The 24,359-nt window shown below is 72.7% G+C and carries 23 protein-coding genes; 12 read left to right on the top strand and 11 right to left on the bottom strand.

Features of this window, described 5'->3' with window-relative positions; all coding sequences use genetic code 11:
- The first annotated feature begins 105 nt into the window (after positions 1 to 105).
- Positions 106 to 606 (top strand): RcpC/CpaB family pilus assembly protein, encoded by a 501-nt coding sequence (locus IG74_RS0111005; protein ID WP_030673639.1) that lies wholly within the window; start codon positions 106 to 108, stop codon positions 604 to 606.
- Positions 607 to 744: 138 nt separating this feature from the next.
- Positions 745 to 1,260 carry a large conductance mechanosensitive channel protein MscL gene (gene mscL / locus IG74_RS0111000; RefSeq protein WP_030673635.1) on the top strand — a complete coding sequence of 172 codons (516 nt, stop codon included), beginning with the start codon at positions 745 to 747 and terminating at the stop codon, positions 1,258 to 1,260.
- 40 nt (positions 1,261 to 1,300) lie between these two features.
- Here mscL and IG74_RS0110995 read toward each other — a convergent pair whose 3' ends face one another.
- Positions 1,301 to 1,519, bottom strand: a complete 219-nt coding sequence (locus IG74_RS0110995; protein WP_030673632.1) for a hypothetical protein — start codon at positions 1,517 to 1,519, stop codon at positions 1,301 to 1,303.
- 236 nt (positions 1,520 to 1,755) lie between these two features.
- On the opposite strand from IG74_RS0110995, the gene IG74_RS0110990 reads away from it, so the two are divergent.
- The 4 genes from IG74_RS0110990 to IG74_RS0110975 all read left to right on the top strand — a co-directional run bounded on the left by IG74_RS0110990 (position 1,756) and on the right by IG74_RS0110975 (position 6,601).
- Positions 1,756 to 2,967, top strand: coding sequence for a low temperature requirement protein A (locus IG74_RS0110990; RefSeq protein ID WP_030673628.1), 1,212 nt, complete (start codon positions 1,756 to 1,758; stop codon positions 2,965 to 2,967).
- A gap of 76 nt (positions 2,968 to 3,043) precedes the next feature.
- Positions 3,044 to 4,153: a P1 family peptidase gene (locus IG74_RS0110985; protein WP_063761232.1), complete on the top strand. Its 1,110-nt coding sequence runs from the start codon at positions 3,044 to 3,046 to the stop codon at positions 4,151 to 4,153.
- Positions 4,154 to 4,390: 237 nt separating this feature from the next.
- Entirely contained in the window at positions 4,391 to 5,623 is a 1,233-nt protein-coding gene (locus IG74_RS0110980) for a L,D-transpeptidase (protein WP_030673621.1), read from the top strand.
- 204 nt (positions 5,624 to 5,827) lie between these two features.
- Positions 5,828 to 6,601, top strand: coding sequence for a DUF6227 family protein (locus tag IG74_RS0110975; RefSeq protein WP_030673619.1), 774 nt, complete (start codon positions 5,828 to 5,830; stop codon positions 6,599 to 6,601).
- A gap of 58 nt (positions 6,602 to 6,659) precedes the next feature.
- On the opposite strand, the gene IG74_RS0110970 is transcribed toward IG74_RS0110975, so the two are convergent.
- The 6 genes from IG74_RS0110970 to IG74_RS0110945 all read right to left on the bottom strand — a co-directional run bounded on the left by IG74_RS0110970 (position 6,660) and on the right by IG74_RS0110945 (position 13,136).
- The gene (locus IG74_RS0110970) at positions 6,660 to 6,911 is read right to left on the bottom strand and encodes a hypothetical protein (RefSeq protein ID WP_030673616.1); all 252 of its coding nucleotides are present in this window, start codon (positions 6,909 to 6,911) and stop codon (positions 6,660 to 6,662) included.
- Positions 6,912 to 7,012: 101 nt separating this feature from the next.
- Positions 7,013 to 7,405: a hypothetical protein gene (locus IG74_RS0110965; RefSeq protein ID WP_158857567.1), complete on the bottom strand. Its 393-nt coding sequence runs from the start codon at positions 7,403 to 7,405 to the stop codon at positions 7,013 to 7,015.
- Positions 7,406 to 7,499: 94 nt separating this feature from the next.
- The gene (locus IG74_RS0110960; protein ID WP_030673614.1) at positions 7,500 to 9,575 is read right to left on the bottom strand and encodes a PTS fructose transporter subunit IIABC; all 2,076 of its coding nucleotides are present in this window, start codon (positions 9,573 to 9,575) and stop codon (positions 7,500 to 7,502) included.
- Positions 9,576 to 9,661: 86 nt separating this feature from the next.
- Positions 9,662 to 10,609 (bottom strand): 1-phosphofructokinase, encoded by a 948-nt coding sequence (gene pfkB, locus IG74_RS0110955; protein ID WP_030673613.1) that lies wholly within the window; start codon positions 10,607 to 10,609, stop codon positions 9,662 to 9,664.
- A complete protein-coding gene (locus IG74_RS0110950; protein ID WP_030673612.1) occupies positions 10,606 to 11,373 on the bottom strand; it encodes a DeoR/GlpR family DNA-binding transcription regulator in 768 nt (255 codons plus the stop codon). Before IG74_RS0110950 ends, pfkB begins: the two co-directional genes overlap by 4 nt.
- Before the next feature lie 230 nt (positions 11,374 to 11,603).
- Entirely contained in the window at positions 11,604 to 13,136 is a 1,533-nt protein-coding gene (locus tag IG74_RS0110945) for an MFS transporter (RefSeq protein WP_030673611.1), read from the bottom strand.
- Positions 13,137 to 13,301: 165 nt separating this feature from the next.
- On the opposite strand from IG74_RS0110945, the gene IG74_RS0110940 reads away from it, so the two are divergent.
- A complete protein-coding gene (locus IG74_RS0110940) occupies positions 13,302 to 14,285 on the top strand; it encodes a helix-turn-helix transcriptional regulator (RefSeq protein WP_030673610.1) in 984 nt (327 codons plus the stop codon).
- A 308-nt stretch (positions 14,286 to 14,593) separates the two neighbouring features.
- Here IG74_RS0110940 and IG74_RS0110935 read toward each other — a convergent pair whose 3' ends face one another.
- Positions 14,594 to 15,598: a sigma-70 family RNA polymerase sigma factor gene (locus IG74_RS0110935; protein WP_030673609.1), complete on the bottom strand. Its 1,005-nt coding sequence runs from the start codon at positions 15,596 to 15,598 to the stop codon at positions 14,594 to 14,596.
- A 216-nt stretch (positions 15,599 to 15,814) separates the two neighbouring features.
- Here IG74_RS0110935 and IG74_RS0110930 point away from each other — a divergent pair, with 216 nt between their 5' ends.
- The 3 genes from IG74_RS0110930 (at position 15,815) to IG74_RS0110920 (ending at position 18,213) form a co-directional block, all read left to right on the top strand.
- Positions 15,815 to 16,351, top strand: a complete 537-nt coding sequence (locus IG74_RS0110930; protein WP_037825022.1) for a GNAT family N-acetyltransferase — start codon at positions 15,815 to 15,817, stop codon at positions 16,349 to 16,351.
- Between the two features lie 48 nt (positions 16,352 to 16,399).
- Positions 16,400 to 17,593: a questin oxidase family protein gene (locus IG74_RS0110925; protein ID WP_078868705.1), complete on the top strand. Its 1,194-nt coding sequence runs from the start codon at positions 16,400 to 16,402 to the stop codon at positions 17,591 to 17,593.
- A gap of 83 nt (positions 17,594 to 17,676) precedes the next feature.
- A complete protein-coding gene (locus tag IG74_RS0110920; protein ID WP_037825020.1) occupies positions 17,677 to 18,213 on the top strand; it encodes a MarR family winged helix-turn-helix transcriptional regulator in 537 nt (178 codons plus the stop codon).
- Positions 18,214 to 18,342: 129 nt separating this feature from the next.
- Here IG74_RS0110920 and IG74_RS0110915 read toward each other — a convergent pair whose 3' ends face one another.
- On the bottom strand, positions 18,343 to 19,866 hold the full coding sequence (locus tag IG74_RS0110915; protein WP_030673600.1) for an MFS transporter: 1,524 nt from the start codon (positions 19,864 to 19,866) through the stop codon (positions 18,343 to 18,345).
- 241 nt (positions 19,867 to 20,107) lie between these two features.
- Positions 20,108 to 20,776 (bottom strand): TetR/AcrR family transcriptional regulator, encoded by a 669-nt coding sequence (locus IG74_RS0110910; protein WP_030673598.1) that lies wholly within the window; start codon positions 20,774 to 20,776, stop codon positions 20,108 to 20,110.
- A 358-nt stretch (positions 20,777 to 21,134) separates the two neighbouring features.
- Here IG74_RS0110910 and IG74_RS0110905 point away from each other — a divergent pair, with 358 nt between their 5' ends.
- On the top strand, positions 21,135 to 22,466 hold the full coding sequence (locus tag IG74_RS0110905) for a M6 family metalloprotease domain-containing protein (RefSeq protein ID WP_078868704.1): 1,332 nt from the start codon (positions 21,135 to 21,137) through the stop codon (positions 22,464 to 22,466).
- 15 nt (positions 22,467 to 22,481) lie between these two features.
- Here IG74_RS0110905 and rho read toward each other — a convergent pair whose 3' ends face one another.
- Positions 22,482 to 23,636, bottom strand: coding sequence for a transcription termination factor Rho (gene rho / locus IG74_RS0110900; protein ID WP_037825019.1), 1,155 nt, complete (start codon positions 23,634 to 23,636; stop codon positions 22,482 to 22,484).
- Between the two features lie 367 nt (positions 23,637 to 24,003).
- Here rho and IG74_RS0110895 point away from each other — a divergent pair, with 367 nt between their 5' ends.
- Positions 24,004 to 24,294 carry a hypothetical protein gene (locus IG74_RS0110895; RefSeq protein ID WP_051854784.1) on the top strand — a complete coding sequence of 97 codons (291 nt, stop codon included), beginning with the start codon at positions 24,004 to 24,006 and terminating at the stop codon, positions 24,292 to 24,294.
- The last annotated feature ends 65 nt before the right edge of the window (positions 24,295 to 24,359 follow it).

Here is a 24,359-nt window from a genome sequence, read left to right as displayed (position 1 = left end):
CGCACGGGCGTCCAACCCAGCGCACGGGCCGCGTCGTACGTGGCGCGGGCACGGCCCGGGCCCGGCGGCGGTGGGGGCGGGGGCGCTCCGCCACCGCCGTGCGAGGTGCCGCACTTCTCCCCCCTGCACGTGCGCGGCGGACGCCAGCGGCTGCGGCGGCTCGCCCGGCACCGCAGGCGGGCGGTGGCCGTGGGGCTCGCGATGACCGCCGCCGCGCTGGCGGCCGCAGCACTGGGAGACGCCGAGCGGTCACGGCCGGGGGGCTCCGCGGCGTCCGTGACCGCGAAGGGGGCGGGCGACGGCCGGGAGCGGGCGCGGCCGCCGGCCCGGCCGGTGACGGCGCCGGTCCGGATCGCGGACGCGGCGACGGCGCGCCTGCTGCGCCCCGGCGACCGCGTGGACGTGGTCGCGGCGGAGGACCCGGCGACGGGCCGGGGCGGCGCACCCCGTGTGATCGCGTCGGACGCCCGGGTGTCCGAGGTGCCCGAGCCCGCGGACGGGCCGGCCGAGGGCGGGGCGCTGGTCGTCCTCTCCGTGCCGGGAGAGACGGCGGCGCGGCTCGCGGGAGCGAGCGCCACCGCGCACCTCGCGGTGACGCTGCGATGAGCCGCACGTCCGTGCGGACGACTGATGCGCTGTCAAGTCGCTCGTTCGCGTTACGGAAGTGGACAGGCCTGCCAGACGCTGCCGTAGGTTGCGAAGCGGTTTGCCGCACAACCCGCATTTGCAACGAAAGGCCTAGTGGTGAGCGAGAAGAAGGAACCGAGCGTCTGGCAGGGCTTCAAGGCCTTCCTGACACGCGGCAACGTCGTCGACCTGGCGGTCGCGGTCGTCATCGGCGCCGCGTTCACGAGCGTCGTGAACTCCGTGGTGAAGGGCGTCATCAACCCGCTGGTGGGTGCCTTCGGGACGAAGGATCTCGACCACTACAGCTCGTGTCTCAAGGACCCGTGCGTGGTGAAGAACGGCGAGGCCGTGAGCGGCATCCCGATCATGTGGGGCTCGGTGCTCAGCGCCACCCTCAGCTTCCTGATCACTGCGGCCGTCGTCTACTTCCTGATGGTCCTGCCGATGTCGAAGTACCTGGCCAAGCAGACCGCACGCCAGGCGGCCAAGGAGGGCACGCAGGAGGTCATCGAGGTCACGGAGCTGGAGGTGCTCAAGGAGATCCGCGACGCACTGGTTGCCCAGCGCGGCGCGAGCCCCGGCGGGACGGCGCAGCCCGGGGGGACGGAGCAGCCCGGGGGCGACGCGCGCTAGCAGGACCGCGAGCCCTGGCCGCGCGGGCGGCGGCGCGGGCTCAGATGTGGTGGGGCGGCTTCTCGTCCAGGAAGCGGGCGAGGTCGGCGGCGCTGTCGCCACTCGCCGACGGCCGCTCGCCCCACCCGCGATCCGTATCGTCCGAGGACTGCTGCGACAGGGGATCGTCGAAGATCAGCGCACTGGTCGGCTTCTTCGGGGCCTGCCGGGGCTTCGCGTCCTTGGGATCACGCGGTTCGGGGGCGGGGGCGGTGCTCATGCCTCCAGCGTACGTCCGCCGGGGCGGCCCCCGCCCCACGCCCGCCGGGCCGCTGCCCTCCCCCACGAAAGCACCGCCCGCGGCGACAGAGGCACCACTCGCGGCAACGGAGGCATCGCCCGCGGCGGTGGCGGCCCGGCCCGTGGCGGAGGGCGGCCGCCACCCACCCGGGTGCTCCCGCTCCGACACGGCCCGACCCGGGCCGTCGCACCGCCGGGCTCTGCTGTTCTTGCCCCATGACGTCCAGTCCTTCCCCCGCGAGCCCGGCTCCCGCCTCCCCTCCCCCGCCGCTGCGCCCGATGGTCGCCCGCGGGCGGGAGGAGTCCCACCGCGCGGCGACACCGCTGGAGCTCTTCTTCGACCTGTGTTTCGTGGTCGCGGTCGCCCAGGCCGGGGTGCAGCTGGTGCACGCCGTGGCCGAGGGGCACCCGGGCGACGGGGTCCTCAACTACGCGATGGTGTTCTTCGCGGTGTGGTGGGCCTGGATGAACTTCACCTGGTTCGCCTCGGCGTACGACAACGACGACTCGCTGTACCGCGTGGTGACGCTCCTCCAGATCGCCGGCGTTCTGGTGCTCGCGGCGGGGGTATCGAAGGCCTTCGAGGACCATCAGTTCCTGGCCCTCTGGCTCGGCTACCTGATCATGCGGCTCGCGCTGATCGCCCAGTGGCTGCGGGCCGCGGCCTCCACCACGGGCGACGAGCGGCGCACGGCGCTGCGCTATGCGGGCGGAGTGGCGCTGTGCCAGGTGGGCTGGCTGGGCCTCCTCGTCCTGCCGGAGGGGGCGCGGCCGTGGACGTTCCTGGTGATGGCGATCGCCGAGATGGCGGTGCCGACGGTCGCGGAGAGGGCGCGGACGACGCCCTGGCACCCGCACCACATCGCCGAGCGGTACGGCCTGTTCACGATCATCATGCTCGGCGAGACGATCGCCGCGGCGACGATCGCGGTGAAGTCGGCCATCGACGAGAACGACGCGCTCGGCGAGCTGCTGCCCATCGCCGTCGGCGGACTCCTGTTGATCTTCGCGGCGTGGTGGATCTACTTCGTGGTGCCGATCCACGGCCATCTCCGCTCCAACCAGCAGGCGTTCCTGTGGGGTTACGGCCACTACTTGATCTTCGGCTCGGCGGCGGCGATCGGCGCGGGGATCGAGGTGGCGGTGGAGCAGGCGGTCGGCAAGGCGCACATTTCGGAGACGGCGGCGTCGGCGGCGGTGACGATCCCGGCGGCGGTGTACCTGTTCACGGTGTGGCTACTGCACTCGCGTCACTTCAAGGTGGGGCTCGCCCAGCAACTGGTGCTTCCGGTCACGGCGGTCGCGATCCTGGCGTGCACGTTCGCGGGCCGCTGGGCGGTGTTCGCGGCGGGTGTGGTGGCGGCGCTCGCGGTGGCGGTCGGGGTGACCCTGACGTCCCGGATGGTGCGGTCCGAGCGCGTCGCCTGACGGCCGCGGAGACGGGGCGCAAGACCGTCCCGATCGCGCGTCCCCCTCCCGGCAAAGCCCGTGATACGCATGCCGCATGACGACATCTGACGCACCTGAGGCAGGGACGCGGGACGAGTCGGCCGGGGCACTGACCGACGTCGCGGGGCTGCGGGTCGGGCACGCGGGCCGGGTGGGCGACGGCTGGCTCAGCGGGACGACCGTCGTGCTCGCGCCGGAGGGCGGGGCCGTGGCGGCCGTGGACGTGCGCGGCGGCGGCCCGGGCACCCGGGAGACGGACGCGCTCGACCCGCGGAACCTGGTGCAGCGGGTGGAGGCGGTCGTGCTGACGGGCGGCAGCGCGTACGGCCTCGACGCGGCGACCGGGGTGATGGCCTGGCTGGAGGAGCAGGAGCGCGGCGTGCGGGTGGGGCCCGAGAGGGCGCACGTGGTGCCGGTGGTGCCCGCGGCGTGCGTGTTCGACCTGGGGCGCGGCGGCGCGTTCCGGGCGCGGCCCGACGCGGCGCTCGGCCGGGCGGCGGTGGAGGACGCGGCGGCGCGCGCGAGCGGGCACGCGGTGGCCGAGGGCAATCTGGGCGCGGGCACCGGAGCGGTGGTGGGCCAGCTCAAGGGCGGCATCGGCACGGCGAGCACGGTCCTCGGCTCGGGCGTCACGGTCGCCGCCCTGGTGGTGGCGAACGCGGCGGGGTCGGGCGTTGATCCGTCGACGGGGGCGTTGTACGGGCGGTTCTTCGAGGGGGCGCCGGTCGAGCTGCCCCCGGCCGAGGTCCACGAGGCGGCCCGGCGGCGCCTAGCCGAGGCCGCGGCGCGCAACGGACGGCCTCCGTTGAACACCACGCTCGCCGTCGTCGCCACCGACGCCGAGCTCACCAAGGCACAGGCGCAGAAGCTCGCGGGCACCTCGCACGACGGCATGGCGCGGGCCGTACGCCCGGTGCACCTGCTGAACGACGGGGACACGGTGTTCGCCCTGGCCACCGGCGAGCACCCGCTCGACGCCGGAAACCCCTTGGCCCTGAACGAGATCCTGGCGGCGGGCGCGGACATGGTCACCCGAGCGATCGTCAGAGCCCTGCTGGCAGCCACCCCGGTGGAAACCCCAGGCGGAACCTTCCCGTCCTACCGAAGCCTGTACGAATCCAGCCCGAACGGCGAGCGCGGCAATCCCAGCCCGTCCGGCGTTTGAGGACGAGGCCCGAAGGACCAACAGAGAGGGAAAGGGGCGAAGCCCCATATATCGCCCCCAACCCCTCAAGTGCCACCAAACTGAAGGACCTTGAAAACAGCCGCGGGCGCAGCCATGTGCCAGCGCTCACACCCGCGCCCCGGAACCATTCCTCCGCCCGGAAACTCTTTACCCGTACCGGATCAGACCACGTACATACCGAGAACGTGCTGGACGCAGACCGAATGGGAGCAGCCCGTGACAACGCCGGACATTGCAGCGCAGCCTCGGCACCTTCGCCGTCGGCGGGTCGTGCTGGCTACCGCCGCACTCGCGGCTGTCGGCGCGCTGACCCTCACGGCCTGCGGTGGTGACGCCGACGCCAAGGACGACAAGAAGTCCGGCGCGGCCAAGGACGCGTCCGGCGCGCAGATAGCCATCTCCTCCAAGGACGGCGCGACCGACGCCTCGATCAACGCCACCGGCGTGAAGGTCAAGGGCGGCAAGCTGACCAGCGTGAAGATGACGCAGGTGACGTCCGGCGCCGCGGTCGAGGGCTCCATATCCGCCGACGGCAGCTCCTGGAAGCCCAAGGCGCAGCTGGAGCGCGGCACGAAGTACAAGGTCACCGCCAACGCCAAGGACGGCGACGGCCGCCCGGCGACGGAGAACGCGACGTTCACGACGGTGGCGTCGGCGAACAGCTTCATCGGTTCGTACACGCCGGACGGCGGCACCACCGTCGGCGTGGGCATGCCGGTGTCGTTCAACTTCGACAAGGCGATCACCAACCGCAAGGACGTGCAGTCGCACATCACGGTGACGTCCAGCAGCGGGCAGAAGATCGTCGGCCACTGGTTCGGCAACCAGCGCCTGGACTTCCGGCCGCAGGAGTACTGGAAGGCCGGCTCCAAGGTCACGATGAAGATCGCCCTGGACGGTGTGAAGGGCGGCAACGGCATCACCGGCGTCCAGGACAAGACGGTCACCTTCACCATCGGCCGCAAGCAGGTCTCCACCGTCGACGTGGGCGCCAAGAAGATGACGGTCGAGCGGGACGGCAAGGTCATCAAGACCGTTCCGATCTCGGCGGGCAGCCCGCAGAACCCCACGTACAACGGCCAGATGGTGATCTCCGAGAAGTTCGTCCAGACGCGGATGAACGGCTCGACGGTCGGTTTCGGCGGGGAGTACGACATCAAGGACGTACCGCACGCCATGCGCCTTTCGACGTCCGGCACGTTCATCCACGGCAACTACTGGAGCTCGCCCTCCATCTTCGGTAGCTCGAATACCAGCCACGGCTGTGTGGGGCTCCAGGACGCCCAGGGGGCGCAGGGTGACACGATGGGCAAGTGGTTCTACGACAACTCGCTGATCGGTGACGTCGTGACGGTCAAGGGTTCGCCGGACAAGACCATCGCCCCCGACAACGGCCTGAACGGCTGGAACATGTCGTGGAGCCAGTGGACCGCGGGCAGCGCCGAGTAACGCGGGACTGACCGACACCGCCACAAAAGGGGCGCGCATGGCGTCCCGAAGGGCGCATTCGGGGCGCCAACGGAGCGAGCCGCACGGGAACTTGCCGTGCGGCTCGATCGTTTTCCTGTTCCCGGACATGATGTCGGACCCAGGGGCTACGGTATGCACGCACAAGGTGACATGCAGCAACGCCGGAAGCATCCGGGAGTATCCGTGAGCGTTCCGTACGAGACAGCGTACGAACCACCTGAGTCGCCCGAGCCCCTGACTCCAGAGGAGCACCTCGAGCGACTGCTCAGCCGCGCGCTGAACTCCTTCGACCTGCCGGACGACACGGTCCGGCGCCTGGAGCGATCCCTGGCCTACGACAGTTCGCTGCACTCCGCGCACCACAGCGCGGGCCTGCACCGCGAGACGTACCGCCACACCTGGCTGCTCGCCGACGGCAGCGCGCTCACCCTGTGGGAGCTCGTGCACAACGCGGGCCCCGGCAGCCAGGCCCAGTACGAGCTGTATCTGGACGAGGAGGAGGCCGGAGTCGCCACCGCCCGGCTGCCGCTGCCGCCCGACACCCCGGCCGGGGACCTGCCCGTCGTCCTCCAGCTGACCACGGCGAACGAACCGCGGCACACATACGTGCCGGACGACTCGGCCGACCACGCGCGCAGGCTGCTGCGCCGCGCGGAGAACCCGGCGGGCGGTGAGCGCCCCGGGGACGACATGGCGCGCCTGCTGCGTTCGGCCTTCGCCCACCAGATCACCCAGGCCTTCGGCCGCTCCGGCCTCACCGGCGAAGCCAGGCTCGGCTTCTCACTGTACGAGCACGCCTTCCTGCTCTTCGACGGCTCGGAAGTCAGCCTGTGGGAGGTCGAGCACACGGCAACGACCGACGGCCGCCACATGTGCGAGGTGTATGTGAGCGAGCGCGCGGCCCGCGCGGCGATGGCGCGGCGGGCCCGGGCGTTCCCGGTGACGCGCAGCCGCTAGCCATCCGGGCGCGCCCGGGGCCGAAGCCCGGGGCCGACCCATAGGACCCGGACAGGCCCTAGTCGCGCCCCTTGCCGAACTGCCGGACCAGACCGGCGAACGCGGCCCGCTCGGCCGCCGTCAGCTGCACGGACTCCGCGCCCGGCGGCCCCGACTGGACGGGCAGCGAGCTCAGCGCGGGGCCGCCCGAGGTCTGCGGTCCGGCCTCCCGGCTGCGTCGTACGCGCAGGAAGGTCACGGCCCAGAGGGTGGTCACGGCGGCGAACAGCGCCACACTTGTCTGCTGAACGATCGAAGCACCGTCGAACATGCCGCTCAGTAGACAACAGCCGCCAGCCTAACAACAGGGGCGTTTATGGGACTTTGGCCTTGAAGTGACGCATCTCCCATCGGGCGGGGCGGATCCGGCCTTCAGGATTCCGGTTCGCGCTCGCCGGTGACCAGGCCCGCCATCCGGACACAGATCGCGGGGAGTTCGGGGGCTTCGAGGTCCCAGTCCTCGGTGTCGATGCCCGCGAGCAGGCAGGACGCCCACAGGGTCGCGAGCAGCCGGGCGGCGACGTCGGTGCGGGCGGGGCTGGCGGCGGGGGCCTGGCGGCGGACGACGTGCGTGGCGTGCTCGATCAGGGAGGGTTCGAGGAGCCAGCGGATGCCCGCGCCGGTCTCGATGAGGAAGCCGGAGTAGACGGCGAGGAAGACGCGGTCGGCCTCCGTGGGCCGCTCAAGGCTCGCCCGCGCCTGCTCGGTGAGTTCGACGACCATGCCGAGCAGGCTGCTGAGGTGGCTCTGCTGAAGCTGACTCACGGTGGCCCCCACGGGTGTGGCCCGTGTCCCGGGCGCCCATGCCGCACGCAGTACCAGCAGTATGCCCACCAGGAGGGGGCCCGGGAACGTCCGGTCAGACGGCGGCCGGAACCGGTGACGCGTCCGCGGTGGCGTCCGCCGCGTCCTGCCCGGGGGCCAGGGGCGTCTTCCGGGCGCTCTTGAGCAGCACCACCACGGCCGTCGACACGCACACGCCCGCGGCGATGGCCAGCAGGTACAGCAGCGGCTGACCGATCAGCGGCACCACGAAGGCACCGCCGTGCGGGGCGCGCAGCGTGCAGTCGAAAGCCATCGACAGGGCACCCGTGACGGCGCCGCCCGCCATCGACGCGGGGATGACCCGCAGCGGGTCGGCGGCCGCGAACGGGATCGCACCCTCGGTGATGAAGGAGGCGCCGAGGAACCAGGCGGCCTTGCCGTTCTCCCGCTCGGTCCTGGTGAACAGGCGGCCCCGGACGGTCGTCGCGAGCGCCATGGCGAGCGGCGGCACCATGCCCGCCGCCATCACGGCGGCCATCACCTTCAGCGAGCCGTCGGTGGGGTGGGTGAGGCCGCCGACGGCGAAGGCGTACGCGACCTTGTTGAGCGGGCCGCCGAGGTCGAAGCACATCATCAGGCCGAGGATCACGCCCAGGACGACGGCGTTGGCACCGGACAGGCCCTCCAGCCAGTCGGTCAGGGCGCCCTGCAGCGAGGCGATGGGCTTGCCGACGACGAGGAACATCAGGAAGCCGACGACCGCCGCGGAGATCAGCGGGATCACCACCACCGGCATGATGCCGCGCAGCACGGCGGGGATGCGGATCCGCTGGATGCCCATGACCACGGCGCCCGCGAGCAGACCGGCCGCGAGGCCGCCGAGGAAGCCCGCCTCGATGGTGACGGCGACCGAACCGCCGACGAAGCCCGGTACGAGACCCGGCCGGTCGGCCATGCCGTACGCGATGTAGCCCGCGAGGACGGGCACCAGGAAGGCGAAGGCGAGGCCGCCGGTCTGGAAGAGCAGGGCCGCCCAGCTGGTGTGGTCGGTCCAGACGAAGTGCTCCGCGACGGACGGGGCCTTGTCTATCTTCCAGCCGCCGATGGCGAAGCCGAGCGCGATGAGGAGGCCGCCCGCGGCGACGAACGGCACCATGTAGCTGACGCCGGACATCAGCCAGGTGCGCAGTTTGGTGGCGTAACTGTCGTCGCTCTCGCCCGTGTTGTCCACGGGGCTCGGGCCCGCCGGGGTCGTGACGTCGCCGCGGGCGGCCTTCTCCCGGGCCTCCGCGATGAGTTCGGCGGGGCGGTTGATGCCCGCCTTGACGCCCACGTCGACGGTGGGCTTGCCCGCGAAGCGGCGCTTGTCCCGTACGGCGACGTCGTGGGCGAAGATCACCGCGTCGGCCCGCCGGACGGTCTCGGCGTCGAGGCGGGTGAAGCCAGCGGAGCCCTGGGTTTCGACGGTGAGGTCCACGCCCGCCTCGCGGGCGGCGTTCTCCAGTGCCTCGGCGGCCATGTAGGTGTGGGCGATGCCGGTGGGGCAGGAGGTGACGGCGACGATGCGGAAGCGCTCGGTGCCGCCCTCCGCCCGGGGGTCCGGCCGCTCGGCGCCGGGGGCCGTGTCTTCGGTGGATACGACCGCCGTGTCTTCGGCGGATACGGCTGCCGTGCCTTCGGCGGGTACGACCGCCGTCTCTTGGGCGGGTACGGCCTCGTCGCCGCGGATCAGTGCCGCCGCCCGCTCCGCGTCCGTCGCCGCGCGCAGGGCGCTCGTGAACTCGGCGTCCATCAGCTGCCGGGCCAGGGACGACAGGATCGTCAGGTGGGCGTCGTCCGCGCCGGTGGGGGCCGCGATGAGGAAGACGAGGTCGGCGGGGCCGTCGGGGGCGCCGAAGTCGATGCCGCGCGCGCTGCGGCCGAAGGCCAGGGTGGGCTCGGTGACGTGGGCGCTGCGGCAGTGCGGGATGCCGATGCCGCCGTCGAGGCCGGTGGGCATCTGGGCCTCGCGGGCGGCCACGTCGGCGAGGAAGCCGTCCAGGTCGGTGACGCGGCCGAGGGCCACCATGCGTTCGGCGAGGGCGCGGGCCGCCGCCTCCTTGGTGTCGGCGGCCCTGTCGAGGTCGAGATCGACCAACTCCGCGGTGATCATGGCGTGGTTCTCGCTCATCGCGGGCTCCTTTGCGCGCGGACGGCCCGGGGACACGGGCGAAGGGGGAACGGGGAACGGGGAGGGACGGGCTCAGGGCTCAGGGGTCAGGCGGCGGGCTCGGTCAGGGCGAGGTCGAGCGGGACCCGGTCGGTGACGGTGACGGCGTCCGGCACGAGGTCGGCCGGGGCGGGCATGAGGCTGCCGGGGAGCTGGACGGCGGCGGCGCCGTGCGCGACGGCGGCGGCGAGCGCGCGCGGCCCGGTGCCGCCCGCGACGAGGAACCCGGCGAGGGAGCTGTCGCCCGCACCCACGTCACTGCGTACGACGTCGACGCGGGCGTGCCCGAAGTACGTGCCGGAGTCGTCGACGAGGAGCTGGCCGTCGGCTCCGAGGCTGGCGAGGACGGCGCGGGCGCCGCGCTCGCGCAGCTCGTCGGCGGCCTTGAGGGCGTCGCCGACGGTGGCGAGGGGGCGGCCGACGGCTTCCGCGAGCTCCGCGGCGTTCGGCTTGACGACGTCCGGGCGGCCGGGGAGGGCGGCGAGGAGGGCCGGGCCCGAGGTGTCCAGGGCGATCCGGGCCCCGGCGGCGTGGCAGCGCTCGGTCAGGTCCGCGTACCAGGACGGGGCGAGGCCGCGCGGGAGGCTGCCGCAGCAGGCGATCCAGTCGGCGTCGGCGGAGTGCGCGGCGACGGTGGTGAGCAGGGACTCGCTCTCCTCCGCGGTGAGTTCGGGGCCCGGGGCGTTGATCTTCGTGAGGGTGCCGTCCGGTTCGGCGACGGAGATGTTGGAACGGGTGGGGCCGGCGATGCGGACCGGGGCGACGGCGATGCCCTGTTCGTCGAGGAGCTGGGCGACGAGGGCGCCCGGGGCGCCGCCGAGCGGGAGGACGGCGAGGGTGCGGACGCCCGCGGCGGCGGCCGCGCGCGAGACGTTGACTCCCTTGCCGCCCGGGTCCATGCGGTCGCCGGTGGCGCGGACGACGGCGCCGCGGGTGAGGGCGGGGACCTCGTAGGCGCGGTCGAGAGAGGGGTTCGGGGTGACGGTGAGGATCATGCGCGCACCACTTCCGTGCCCGCGCGCTCGATGGCGGCGGCGTCGTCGGGGCTGAGGCCCGTGTCCGTGATCAGCAGGTCCACGTCGGTGAGGTCGCCGAAGCGGGCGAAGTGCTCCTGGCCGTACTTGCCGCTGTCGGCGAGCAGTACGACGCGGCGGGCCGCGGCGACGGCGGCGCGCTTGACGGCGGCCTCGGCGAGGTCCGGGGTGGTCAGTCCGTGTGCGGCGGAGAAGCCGTTCGCGGCGAGGAAGAGGACGTCGGCGCGGATCTCCGCGTACGCGCGCAGGGACCAGGCGTCCACGGCGGCCCGGGTGCGGTGCCGGACGCGGCCGCCGACCAGGTGGAGCTGGATGCCCGGGTGGTCGGCGAGGCGGGCGGCGGTGGGGAGGCTGTGGGTGACCGCGGTGAGGGCGGACTCCAGGGGGAGCTGCGCGGCCAGGCGGGCGACGGTGGAGCCCGCGTCGAGGATGACCGTGCCGGTGCCGTCGGCGGGGAGCTCGGTGAGGGCGGCGCGGGCGATGCGGTCCTTCTCGTCGGCGGCGGTGCCCTCGCGCTCCGCGAGGTCCGGCTCGAAGTCCAGACGGCCCGCCGGGATGGCGCCGCCGTGCACCCGGCGGAGGAGGCCCGCGCGGTCCAGGGCCTTCAGGTCGCGGCGGATGGTCTCGGCGGTGACCTGGAACTCGGTGGCGAGCGAGAGGACGTCGACGCGGCCGCCCTCTCTTGCCAGGCGCAGGATCTCCTGCTGGCGCTCTGGCGCGTACATGGCTCGGGGGCCTCCTGCGTTTGTGCCCGGATGTGTGGGTTCCTTTGGATCGTACGGAGCCTCCGGCCGGAAGTAAACAGGATCGGGCATCACTCGGGCGCAAACGGGCCTCGCTTGGATGCAAACGGGCCCCGCCTGGCCCTCCCTGGGGGGGGCGGCCTGGCGGGGCCTGGGTTGAACGGTTGCGCGGCGGCACGTGGGGCTGTGCCCACAGCGGGGGGACGGTCGCGTCAGCTCGTGAGGGCCGGTTCGCGGGCCGGGGCCTTCTCCACGGTGTCGACGGACTCGGCGCCCTCCACGTGCTGGGCGGGCTTGCGCGGGAGGCCCAGCATCAGGAGGAAGATGACGACCAGGACGCCGAAGACCCACCACAGGGCGTTCTGGAAGCCGTGGGCGAACTCGTCGGCGATCCGCTGCGGCACCACGTTCTCGTCCATGACGCCGAAGAAGACCACGGACACCAGGCCGAGCCCGAGCGCGTTGCCCATCTGCTGGACGGTGTTGATGAGGCCGGACGCGGAGCCCGCGTGCTCGCGCGGGACCTCGGAGAGCACCGCGTCCGTCAGCGGGGCCACGATCAGGCCCATGCCGAGGCCCATCACCACGAGCGGGAGCGCCATCTGCCAGGGCTCGATGTCCGCGCCGTACCGCCCGGACTCCCAGATGTAGATGAGGACGCCCGCGGCCATCAGCAGGGCGCCCGCCTGGAGGACCTTGCGGCCGAAGCGCGGCACCAGCTTCTGCACGGAGAGGCCCGCGGCGACGGACACGGCGATGGAGAAGGGCACGCCGGTCAGGCCCGCGCGCAACTCGCTCCAGCCGAGGCCGACCTGCATGTACATGGTCCAGACGAGGAAGAAGATGCCGAGCGAGACGCCGAACACGGTCTGCACGGCGATGCCCGCGGCGAAGCTGCGCACCTTGAACAGGGACAGCTCCACGAGCGGCGAGCCGTCCTTGGCCGCCTTGTTCCGCTCGTACGCGACGAGCACGCCGAACACCACGACCGCGCCCGCCATCATCGCGTAGCCCCACAGCGGCCAGCCCAGCTCGCGGCCGCGCGTCAGCGGGTACAGGAGCATCAGCAGGCCCGCGGTGACCAGGACGACGCCGACGAGGTCGAGCCGCAGCGCGCGCGGCGCCTTGGACTCGGTGATGAACTTCCGCCCGAGCAGCAGGCCCGCGATGCCGACCGGCAGGTTGATCAGGAAGATCGGGCGCCATTCGAGGCCGAGGATGTTCCACTCCGTCAGGAGCGCGCCGAGCAGCGGCCCGGACACCGCGCCGAGGCCCACCACCATGCCGAACAGGCCGAAGACCTTGCCGCGCTCGTGCGCGGGGAACGTGGCGTGCACGATCGACAGGACCTGCGGCACCATCAGTGCGGCCATCGAGCCCTGCAGGATCCGCGAGGCGACCAGCATCTCCGGGTTCGCGGCGAAGCCGCACAGCGCCGAGGCGACGGTGAAGCCGGTGATGCCGATGAGGAATATCTTCTTGCGGCCGTAGATGTCGCCGAGCCGTCCGCCGGTGATGAGGCCCGCGCCGAGCGCGAGCGCGTATCCGGCGGTGATCCACTGGATCTGGCTGAACGTGGCGCCCGCGTCCCGCTGGATGGCGGGGATCGCGATGTTCACGATCGTCACGTCGACGAGGTCCATGAAGGCGGCCGTCATCACGATCGCGAGGGCGAACCACCGACGGCGGTCGGACGGTGACTCCGGGGACGGAGCAGCCGCGGTGGGGGTGCTGGGAGAAGTCATGCCGTCAGGCTAGAGGCCCTATAGGACAGGTCATGACCTAGTTCTGCGGGATCATGGGTCCCGTTCTCGGCGGAGTTCCCGGCAAACGGTGCCGGCGAACGATTCCGGCAGTCGGTTCCGGCAATCGGTTCCGGTGAACGCCAGACCTCGGCGGCGGGAGGCCCCATGACCACGGACACACCGGCACGACTCCTGCAGCTGCTCTCGCTGCTCCAGACTCCGCGGGAGTGGCCTGGCGGCGAGCTCTCCGACCGGCTCGGGGTCTCGCGCCGCACGGTGCGCAGGGACGTCGACCGGCTGCGGGAGCTCGGCTATCCCGTGCGGGCGACGCAGGGCGCGAGCGGCGGCTACCGGCTCGTCGCGGGCAAGGCGATGCCGCCGCTCGTCCTGGACGACGAGGAGGCCGTGGCCATCGCGGTGGGGCTGCGCGCCGGGGCCGGGCACGCCGTCGAGGGCGTCGAGGAGGCGTCGGTGCGGGCGCTCGCCAAGCTGGAGCAGGTCCTGCCGTCCCGGCTGCGCCACCGGGTGTCCGCGCTCGGCGCCGCGACGATGTCGCTGACCAGCGGGGACGGGGCGCGGATCGCGCCGGAGACGCTGACGGTGATCGCGTCGGCGACGGCCGCGCACGAGCAGCTGCGGTTCGCCTACGAGGCCAAGGACGGCACCCCGTCGCGGCGCCTCACCGAGCCGCACCGCCTGGTGTCCACGGGGCGGCGCTGGTACCTGGTCGCGTTCGACCTGGAGCGGCAGGACTGGCGCACCTTCCGGGTGGACCGGGTGTCGGAGCCGTTCGCCACGGCGGTGCGGTTCGCGCCGCGGATGCTGCCGGGCGGGAGCGCGGACGCCTATGTGCGGCAGAGCGTGCTCGCCCGGCGGCCGGAGACCTCGGCGTACGAGGTGGACGTGGAGTTCCACGCTCCGCTGTATCGGGTGCGGGGGCGGCTGCCCGCGGCGCTCGGTGAGCTGGTCGCGGTCGGCGACGACCGCTGCCGGCTGCGCGGGACGGTGACCGAGCCCGTGGAGTGGGTGGCGGGCCGCCTCGTCTGGGTCGCCTGCGACTTCACCGTGCACGGACCCGACGAGCTGGTGTCCCGGGTACGGGAACTGGGGCGCAGGCTCAGCGCGGCGGTGGACGGAACCGGGCGCTGAGGCACACCACGGCCTCGGGCTGCCGAGCTGGGGCGGCCCGGCAGCCCGAGGGGGCCGGACCGCATAGGCGCAGGCTGACCGGCGCGGGCCGCAGGCGCGGGCAGACCGGGGCACGGACAGGCCGGGGACCCGGACCGCACGGGCACGGACGGTGGGCGCGGCGTCGCAAGGCGCGGGCAGACCCCGGAAGGCCGGACCGCACAGGCATAGGCCGGTGGGCGTGAGGCCGCAGGCCCTGGCTGGGCCGGGCCGGGCCGGAGCGTGGGCGTGGCCGGTGGGGGCCCGGCCCCGGCTGTTCGGCGGGCCGCCTAGGCCGCCGCGTCGAAGCCCGTGTCGCGCGCCAGCTTCTTCAGTTCGAGGAGCGCGTGCTTCTCTATCTGGCGGATGCGCTCGCGGGTCAGACCGTGCTCCTTGCCCACCTCGGTGAGGGTGCGCTCGCGGCCGTCGTCGATGCCGTACCGCATCTTGATGATGGAGGCGGTGCGCTGGTCGAGGCGGCCGATGAGGTCGTCGAGCTCCTCGCTGCGCAGCAGCGTGAGGACGGACTGCTCGGGGGAGACCGCGGAGGTGTCCTCCAAGAGGTCGCCGAACTGGGTCTCGCCCTGGTCGTCCACCGCCATGTTCAGCGAGACGGGGTCGCGGGCCCAGTCGAGGACGTCCGTGACGCGCTCGGGGGTCGACGCCAGCTCGGTGGCGATCTCGGCGGCCTCCGGCTCGCGGCCGTGCTCGCGGTTGAACTCGCGCTGTACGCGGCGGATCCGGCCGAGCTCCTCCACCAGGTGCACGGGGAGCCGGATGGTGCGGGACTGGTCGGCTATGGAGCGGGTGATGGCCTGGCGGATCCACCAGGTCGCGTACGTGGAGAACTTGAAGCCCTTGGCGTAGTCGAACTTCTCGACCGCGCGGACCAGGCCCGCGTTGCCCTCCTGGATGAGGTCGAGCAGGGGCAGGCCGCTGCGGGGATAGCGGCGCGCGACGGCGACGACCAGGCGGAGGTTCGACCGGATGAAGACGTCCTTGGCGCGCTCGCCGTCGGCGACGAGGGCGCGCAGTTCGTCGTCGGACGCCTGCACGGCCGACTTCTCCTCGACCTCGCCCGCGAGGATCTTCTCGGCGTAGACACCCGCCTCGATGATCTGGGACAGCTCGACTTCCTTGGCGGCGTCGAGCAGGGGCGTGCGCGCTATCTCGTCGAGGTACATGCCGACCAGGTCGCGGTCGGCGATCTCGCCGCCTGTAGCGCGAACACTGCGTGCCGCGTCGGTCTCGCCGGTGTCGGCGGACTTACGACGGGCGACGGCACGGGTTGCCATGCGTGCTCCCTTGCGTGGTTGTCACTGGTCGGTCCGGCTGTGACCCGTGGTGGCGGGCGGGCCGGGCGGTCCGGTGTGGACCTGTGGTGGACGGCACACCCTCCCAGGTGCCCCGCATCCGATGGATACAACGACTGGAATCCGGACAGAATTCCCAACCCGCGCGTCTGTTTTCCTGATCATGCAGTACCCTGTGCCGCCACACAGGGAGGCACAGTGCCGCAGGAACCCACAGAGGTGCAGGTCAGACCGGGCGACGAGGCGGATCTCGGGGCCCTCACGGAGATCTACAACCACTACGTCCGTGAGACGGCCATCACATTCGACACCGTCCCGTTTCTGCCGGAAGAGAGACGCCCTTGGCTGCTCTCCCACCCCAAAGACGGCCCCCACCGCCTGATGGTTGCCCAGGCTGGCAATTCGGGGAAACCTGACATTCTCGGCTATGCCACGTCCGGGCCGCTGCGCGCCAGGCCCGCCTACGCGACCTCCGTGGAGGTCAGCGTCTATCTCGACCCGCGGGCGGCCGGGCGCGGCGTCGGCACCCTGCTCTACGACGCCCTCTTCGCCGCCCTGGAGGGCGAGGACCTGCACCGGGCGTACGCGGGCATCGCGCTGCCCAACGCGGCCTCGGTGCGGCTGCACGAACGGTTCGGTTTCCGGCACATCGGTACGTACGCGGAAGTCGGCAGGAAGTTTCACCGCTACTGGGACGTGGCCTGGTACGAGCTGCCCCTAGGGCCAAGGGACTAGTTCCGCAGACCGTTACTCGCGGCCGGTCGGCGCGCCTAGCGTGCCGCCATGAACGAGATCAGCGCAGCCCCGAAGGACACCGGCCCGGCTTCCACCGCTCGCTCCGACCCCGCATCCGGCGCCCTCTCCGACCTCGCGTCCGCCGCCCTCTCCGGCACCGCGAACGGCACCGCGAACCGCACCGCGAACGGCACCACGTCCGCCTCCGGCGGCGTCCTCGACGAAGCCCTCGAGCGCCTGCACGCGAGCGGTCCCGAGCGGGTCGTGCGCCTCACCAACCACGGCCCGATGGCCGTCGAGTCCCTGGTGCACAACGGCCAGGCCCACACCGTGCACCGCTGGCTCGACCACTACCGCCACAAGCTGGAGGACATGCCCGCGCGCGTGTCCCCCGTCACCGACGCGGACTGGCGCGCGGCGCTCGGCGACCCGCGCCGGGCCGCCGACTGGATCGACCACTTCTCCCGCGCCCTGGCCGAGCGGCCCTGGCGCGAGGTGCTCGCCGCCTGGTGGCCGGTGCTGCTCCCCGGCATCGCGGGCGGCTCCACACATCCGGTGATCCGCGTCGGGCACGCCGTGCGCGGCCTCACCGCGCCGGGCGGCGGGACCGCGCCGCGCGTGGCCGAGCTGGCGCACGGCCTCGGCTACTGGGCGGCCCGGCACTCCCCGCTGCCGCCGCGCGCGCCCCGGGCCCTGCCGGACGCGGCCGGTGCCGCCGCCGCGCTCGACGCCGTCGAGCGGATCCCGGTCCAGGACGGACCACTGCCGGACCGCTTCGCGCAGCTGGCCTCCGTGCCCGCGTGGCCCGGCGCCCCGGACGCCGACCCGGACGCCGCGCGCGCCCGTCTCGGCGACCTCGTCACCGCCGCCGTGCACCGGTACGCCACCCACGGGCACACCGACCCGATCATGCTGGTGCACGCGGCGACCGCGCCGAACGCCGTCCTGCGCGCCCTGCCCGCGCTCCCCCGCGAGCTGTGGGGCGTCTCCCTGGAGGCGGCCTGGGCGGCGAGCGCCGCCGTCACCGCCGCCTACGGCCCGGCCGCCCCCGCACCCTCCGCCCAGTTGCGCGCCGCGTACGACGAGGCCGGGCGCAGCACCTTCGACGAGGTCTTCGCGCGGGCCGCGGCACACGGCGACGACCACACCATCAAGTTCGCGGACACCGCCCTCGACGTCGGCGACGAGCGGGCGCGCGCGGCCGCGCTGCGGGGCGTGGAGCTCAACCCGCCCGCGCTCTGAGCGCGTTCACCGGACGGCCGCCGGTACGACGAGGCGCGAGCGCCCCTGCCGGGGGCACAGGAAAGCCTCGTACAGTGGGTTACATGGACAGGCCATCCACCGCGGCAGAGGACGCCGCCGGGGAGCGCGCCGCCGCCGGGCCGCGCTGGCTCGACGACGAGGAGCAGCGCACCTGGCTGGCGTACGTACACGCCTCCACGCTCCTGGAGGACTATCTCGACCGTCAGCTCCAGCGCGACGCGGGCATGCCCCATCTGTACTACGGGCTCCTGGTGCAGCTGTCGGCCGCGCCGCGCCGCCGGATGCGGATGACGGAGCTGGCCCGCGGCTCCAAGATCACCAGATCCCGGCTCTCGCACGCGATCGCGCGTCTGGAGCGCAGTGGCTGGGTGCGGCGCGAGGACTGCCCGACCGACAAGCGCGGGCAGTTCGCGATCCTGACCGGCGAGGGCCAGGAGGTGCTGCGGCAGACCGCTCCGGGGCACGTGGAGGCGGTGCGCCAGGCGCTCTTCGACCGGCTCACCCCGGAACAGCAGAAGTCCCTCGGCGAGATCATGCGGATCGTCGCCGAGGGACTTCAGCCGAAGGAGGCGGGGGCGGACCTGCCCTGGCTCCGCTAGTAGAGCTCAACGCTTCGCTGGAATTGCCGCGCTGGACCGTCGATCACCTGCAGGTCCATCGTGGCTGGTCGCGCAGTTCCCCGCGCCCCTAAAAGGGGCGCGGGGGAACCGCAGCGCACTTCCGGGGCGTCAGTGCGCCACCACCGGGATCTTCACCTCGTCCTCGGCGCCGTCGCCGGAGGCCGACTGGCTGCCGTTCTGGGCGCCGGTGTTGATGAACACGGCGGCGATCACCGCGGACGCGGCGAGGATGCCGACCGCCCACCAGATGGCGGCGGTGTAGCCCTCCACCATGGACTGGGCCGCGAGCAGCTTCTGCGCCGCCGGGGTGGTCGCGGAGGCCGCGTGGTCCTCGATGTACGCCGTGGTCGCGGAGGCCGCGATGGTGTTCAGGAGGGCCGTGCCGATGGCGCCGCCGACCTGCTGCGAGGTGTTGACCATCGCGGAGGCGACACCGGCGTCACGCGGCTCGACGCCGTGCGTGGCGAGCGACATGGCGGGCATGAACGCCGTACCCATGCCGAGGCCGAGCAGCAGCTGCGCGGGCAGGATCAGACCGGCGTACGAGGTGTCGACCTCCAGCTGCGTCAGGAGCAGCATGCCGACGGCGGCGACCAGGAAGCCGGGGGCCATCAGGTAGCGCGGGGGGACGCGGATCATCAGGCGGGTGCCGATCTGCGTGGAACCCGTGATCATGCCGACGATCATCGGCAGGAACGCGAAGCCCGTCTTGACCGGCGAGTAGCCCTTCACGATCTGCAGGTAGTACGTGAGGAACAGGAACAGGCCGAACATCGAGATGATCGCGAGGCCGAGCGACAGGTAGACGCCGCCGCGGTTGCGCTCGGTCAGCACGCGCAGCGGGAGCAGCGGGTGCTTGACCTTGGCCTCGGTGAGGACGAACGCCACGAGCAGTACGACGGAGGCGACGAACATCGTGACGGTCACGCTGTCCGACCAGCCGTCGGACTCGGCGCGCGTGAAGCCGTAGACGAGCGCGACCAGGCCGAGCGTGGACAGGACCACGCCGGGGATGTCCAGCGGCGAGCGGTTGCGGCCGCCCTCGGGCTCGCGGATCACGAAGTAGGCACCGGCGGCGGCGACGATCGCGAACGGGATGTTCACGAAGAACGTCCAGCGCCAGTTCAGGTACTCGGTGAGGAAGCCGCCGAGGATCAGGCCGACGGCGCCACCGCCACCGGCGATCGCACCGTAGATGCCGAACGCCTTGGCGCGCTCCTTGGCCTCGGTGAACATCACCGCGAGCAGGGAGAGCGCGGCGGGCGCGAGCAGCGCGCCGAAGACGCCCTGGAGGGCGCGGGCGCCGAGCATCATGGCCTCGCCGGTCGCGGCACCGCCGAGCGCGGAGGCCGCGGCGAAGCCGATGAGGCCGGTGACGAAGGTGCGCTTACGGCCCCAGAGGTCGGCGATGCGGCCGCCGAAGAGCAGCAGACCGCCGAAGGCGAGGGCGTAGGCGGTGATGACCCACTGCTTGTTGCCCTCGGATATGCCGAGGTCCTCCTGGGCGGAAGGCAGCGCGATGTTCACGATGGTCGCGTCGAGGACGACCATCAGCTGGGCGAGCGCGATGAAGACGAGGGCCTTCCAGCGCTTTGGGTCGGGAGCGAGTGATGTGACGGGTGATGCAGACATGGGTGGAGCCACCTAATGACGCAGGAGTGAACGAGGCGAGTGCTGATTCAGACGTAGTCGGCGAATGCTGAGTCAGGCGGTCGGGACGGACGTGGTTGATTCAGGCGTGCTTACGGAGAAATGAGACACCGGCCGGGCTTGTCGGCACATGGGCCGCGGGTCGTGAGGACGGCTCGTCCTTTGGTCCCCGGTCCGTGGGCCGGGGTCCTGGACTGCCGGAACCGCGGCCGGTCGGCGCCGGTCAGTCGGCCTTCTGGCGTAGCTCCTCCAAGGTCGCGGGGTGTCCCGGAAGCGGTGAGCGGGCCGGTGCCATGAGGCCGTCCAGGAACAGCTGGAGATGGCGGTGCACGAACCGGTCGAAGTCCATGAGGCAGCCGCTGGACCCCGGCAGCGGCCGGGTCAGCTGCCCCAGGGCGATCATCACGTCGGCGACGCCGATGTCGGGGCGCAGCTGGCCGGCCGCGGCGGCGCGGTCCATGAGCCCCTGCACCGCGCCCTCGACGCGCATGCGGGCCGCGTGCAGTTCGGGGTGCTCGGGGTCGAGGGCTTCGGAGACGATCGGGCACAGGGCGCCGATGCGCTCGTCCACCGCGGCGTGCGCGAAGCCGCGCAGCGCCTCGAAGGCGGTGTCCGGCTCGGCGTCGACGGCCTCGATCGCCTCTTCGGCGAGCAGCGAGACGCGGTCGGTGACGAAGAGCAGGACGTGGTGCACCAGTTCGCCGCGGTCGGGGAAGTGACGGTAGACCGTGGCGTTGCCGACGCCCGCGCGGCGCGCGATCTCGTCGAGCGGCACGTCGGGGCCGTGCTGCACGAACATCTCGCGCGCGGCGGCGACGATCCGCTCCCGGTTGCGCAGGGCGTCGGCCCGCGGACGCGGTGCGGGTCGCTGCGCGGCGGTGGCGGTGGACACGGCGGAGTCTCCTCGAAGCGGTCAAAGGCCTCAGGTTCGCAGGGCCGCGGGTGGCGGGTCCAACGAATTTCCCGGCGGGAGCTGAGGTGCGCGATCCGGGGAGTGGATCCCCGTTTCGCGCGGACACCGGTCTAAACGGGGAGACGGTCCCCGGTTATTTCCCCTCTCCTGCGTGACCTGCGTCACATCAGGAAAGGGGCCCTGGGTCCCCGTCACACCCCCGGCCCCGCTCCCCCGGAACTTTCCGAGAAACCCACGATCGGTCGCGCTCAGCGCGCGCCCGCGCACCCTCCGGCACAGGGTGATCGCACAGGGCGCAGCCGGACCCGGCGGCTGCCGCGGAGCGGAAGGCCCACGCATGCAGCAGCCGAGGTGGAAGGGCATAGGCCGGGGCCGCGGCGCGGGGGCCGGGGCGCAGGGGCGGCCGCGCCGCCACCGGGCCGCCAGGGCCGTCGCCCTCGGCTCAGCCGCCGCGGTCGTGCTCGCCGTCACCACCTCCGCGAGCACCGGCCGGCTCCTCGCGGACACCCCGTCGGCCGCGGGCCCGGTCTCGCAGGCCCGGTCCACCGCGCTCGGCCCCTGCATGATCAGCGGCGAGCTCGGCGTCCAGATGTCGGAGGGCATCCCGACGGGCCCCGGCTACACCCGCTCCACCGGCACCGTGCGCGCCCTGAACCTGATGGTCGACTTCTCCGACGCCCCGGGCGAGGGCTCGGCGCTCGACCGGCTCGGGGAGTTCTTCCCGCAGACCTCCGACTGGTTCCGCACCAGTTCCTACGGCCGCCTCGACTACCGGGCCGAGGTGCCGGTGCCGGACTGGCTGCGGATGCCGAAGCCGTTCAAGAAGTACGGGATAGAGCGCGGCGCCCCCTTCGACCCGGGCTACCGCGACCTGGTCCGGGACATCGTGACCGCCGCCGACCCGGACGTGGACTTCCGCGCGTACGACCTGGTCAACGTGCTCATCACGCCGAACGCGGGCCCTTCCGCGCTCGACACCGTCCTGTCGGTGACGTTCGCGGGCAACCACGAGGCGCCGGTGGCGGACGGCGTGCCGATCGCCAACGCCTCCTTCGTGTACAGCCGGCAGGACGACGGCTCGGGCAGCTACGACCAGACCGGCTACCGGGTCCTGCCGCACGAGAACGGCCACGTCTTCGGCCTGCCGGACCTGTACACGCGCGACGGCGGCGGCGCGGTCGGCCACTGGGACATCATGAGCGAGGACTGGGGCGCCAACAACGACCTGCTCGGCTGGCACAAGTGGAAGCTCGGCTGGCTCGACGACACCCAGGTCGACTGCGCCCCGGCCCGCGGCACCACGGAGCACCTGCTCACCCCGCTCGCCGGACGCGGCGGCACGAAGCTGGTGTTCGTGCCCGCCGACGCGAAGACGGGGTACGCCGTGGAGCTGCGCACCCGCGCGGGCAACGACGAGGCGGTGTGCCGCCCCGGCGTGCTCGTGTACCGCGTGGACGCGGACGTCGACACCGGCCACGGCCCCATCACGGTCGCCGACGCGACCCGCGACAGCGGCGGCTGCACCCGCAGCCCGAACGTGCACGCGGAGCTCTCGGACGCGCCGTTCACCCTCGGCGAGACCTTCACGGACCGCGAGGCGGGAGTGCGGGTGAAGGTGGCGGGCGTGGACCTGGACGGCAACTACCGGGTCCTGGTCACGCGCGGCTGAGCGGCCGGACACCCGTCACTCCGCGAGGGCGGCACCGGGCACGGACATCCGTACCTGGCGCAGGAACGCCGCGTTGCTGGAAGCCTTGCGCAGCTGGTCGAGCAGCGCCTCGGCCCCCTCGCGCCCGTCGCGCCGGCCGAGGGCCCGCCGCAGGCCGCGCATGGCCGCCAACTCATCGGCAGGTACGAGGAGTTCCTCGCGCCGGGTCCCGGAAGGGGTGACGTCGACGGCGGGGAAGACCCGGCGGTCGGCGAGGGTGCGGTCGAGGCGCAGCTCCATGTTCCCGGTGGACTTGAGCTCCTCGAAGTAGTAGTCGTCGGCGCGCGACCCGGTCTCCACCAGGACGGTGGCGAGCATGGTCAGGGAGCCGCCCTCCTCGGCGAGGCGCGCGGCGCCGAAGAGCCGCTTGGGCCCCTGCACGGAGGCCGCGTCGACGCCGCCGCTGAGCGTGCGGCCGCCGCCCGCCGCGGTGTTGTTGTACGCGCGGCACAGCCGGGTCAGCGAGTCGAAGAGCATGACGACGTCCTTGCCGTCCTCGACGAGCCGCTTGGCGCGCTCGACGGCGAGTTCGGCGAGGGCGACGTGCGCCTTGGGCGCCCGGTCGAAGGTGGAGGCGAGCACCTCGCCGCACACGGCGCGGCGCATCTCGGTGACCTCTTCGGGCCGCTCGTCGAGCAGCACGACCATGAGGTGGCACTCGGGGTGGTTGACGGCGACGGCGTCCGCGAGCTGGCGCAGCAGCACGGTCTTGCCGGTGCGCGGCGGGGCGACGATCAGGCCGCGCTGGCCCTTGCCGACGGGCGCCACCAGGTCGACGAGGCGCGGGGCGAGGGTGCCGCCCGCGGTCTCCAGGCGCAGCCGTTCGCGCGGGTGCAGCGGGGTGAGGTCGCCGAACCGGGCCCTGCCGCGCAGGCCTTGGGGCGCGCGGCCGTTGACGCGGGTGACCTCGGTGAGGACGCGCGGCCGCGGGCCGCAGGTGCCCTCGACGAAGTCGCCCGCCCGCAGGCCGAGCCGGCGCACGAGGGCGGCCGGGACGAGGATGTCGCCGGGCCCGGGCAGGCACCCTTCGGCGCGCAGCTGCCCGTCGGCCTTCGCGATGTCCAGGACACCGCTGTGGATCCGCAGTTCGGTCGTGGGATCCGTGAGGATGGTGGTCTGAGTGGGGTTCATGGGGTGGGTGGTCCTTTCGCGGAAACGCGGGACGTGCGCGAACTGCGCGGAGAAGGCCGGTCGCGAGGGTCCGTGACACACCGGGTGGCGACGGATCGTGGCCTCGTACGACGGGCTTGATCGGAGCGGGAGTCCGGACCGGGCGAAGAGCGCCTCGGTGCGGAGAAGATGCGGAGCAGAAGGGCACGGCGCCCAGAAGGGGCGTACACACGTGCTGTTCGCACCGTAGCACACGACCTGGCGTGCACGGCCCGCTCCGCTCGGGATCTTGAGCTTCCGCACGCCGGTGACGGTATGTATGTGATCGCGTACGTTCGGTGTCCTCGCGGGTCGCGCTCGGCGGCCCCGACCGGCAGGAGGACTCCTCATGCGTCGTATCGCCCTCGCCCTCGGCTCCGTCGTCGCGGCCGGGACGCTGGCCCTGGCGGTGCCGGGCTCCGCGCTCGCGGCCGAGGGATCGCTGGTCGTCGGTGGCGTCGAGTACGTCGACCCCAGCGGCTGCTACGACTCGGACAGCTGGCCGCTCACCGTCGACAACTACACCGACACCCCTGCCCTGGTCTTCGGCGAGGCGAACTGCGGTGGCGTACCCGTCGAGTTCGTCGACTCCGGGGCCTCCACGATCTCCGAGTTCGGCGTGAGCGTATACATCCCCTGAGTGGTGATCGCACGGGCGGACGGGGGTGACAGAGTGGTGGGGCAAGCGCCCGTCAGGGCGGACAT

Source organism: Streptomyces sp. NRRL B-1347 (assembly GCF_000720325.1).
In the GTDB taxonomy this organism is placed as follows: Bacteria; Actinomycetota; Actinomycetes; order Streptomycetales; family Streptomycetaceae; genus Streptomyces.
The sequence above is the reverse complement of the archived record's forward strand: the minus strand, read 5'-3'. Positions and strand labels throughout refer to the sequence as shown.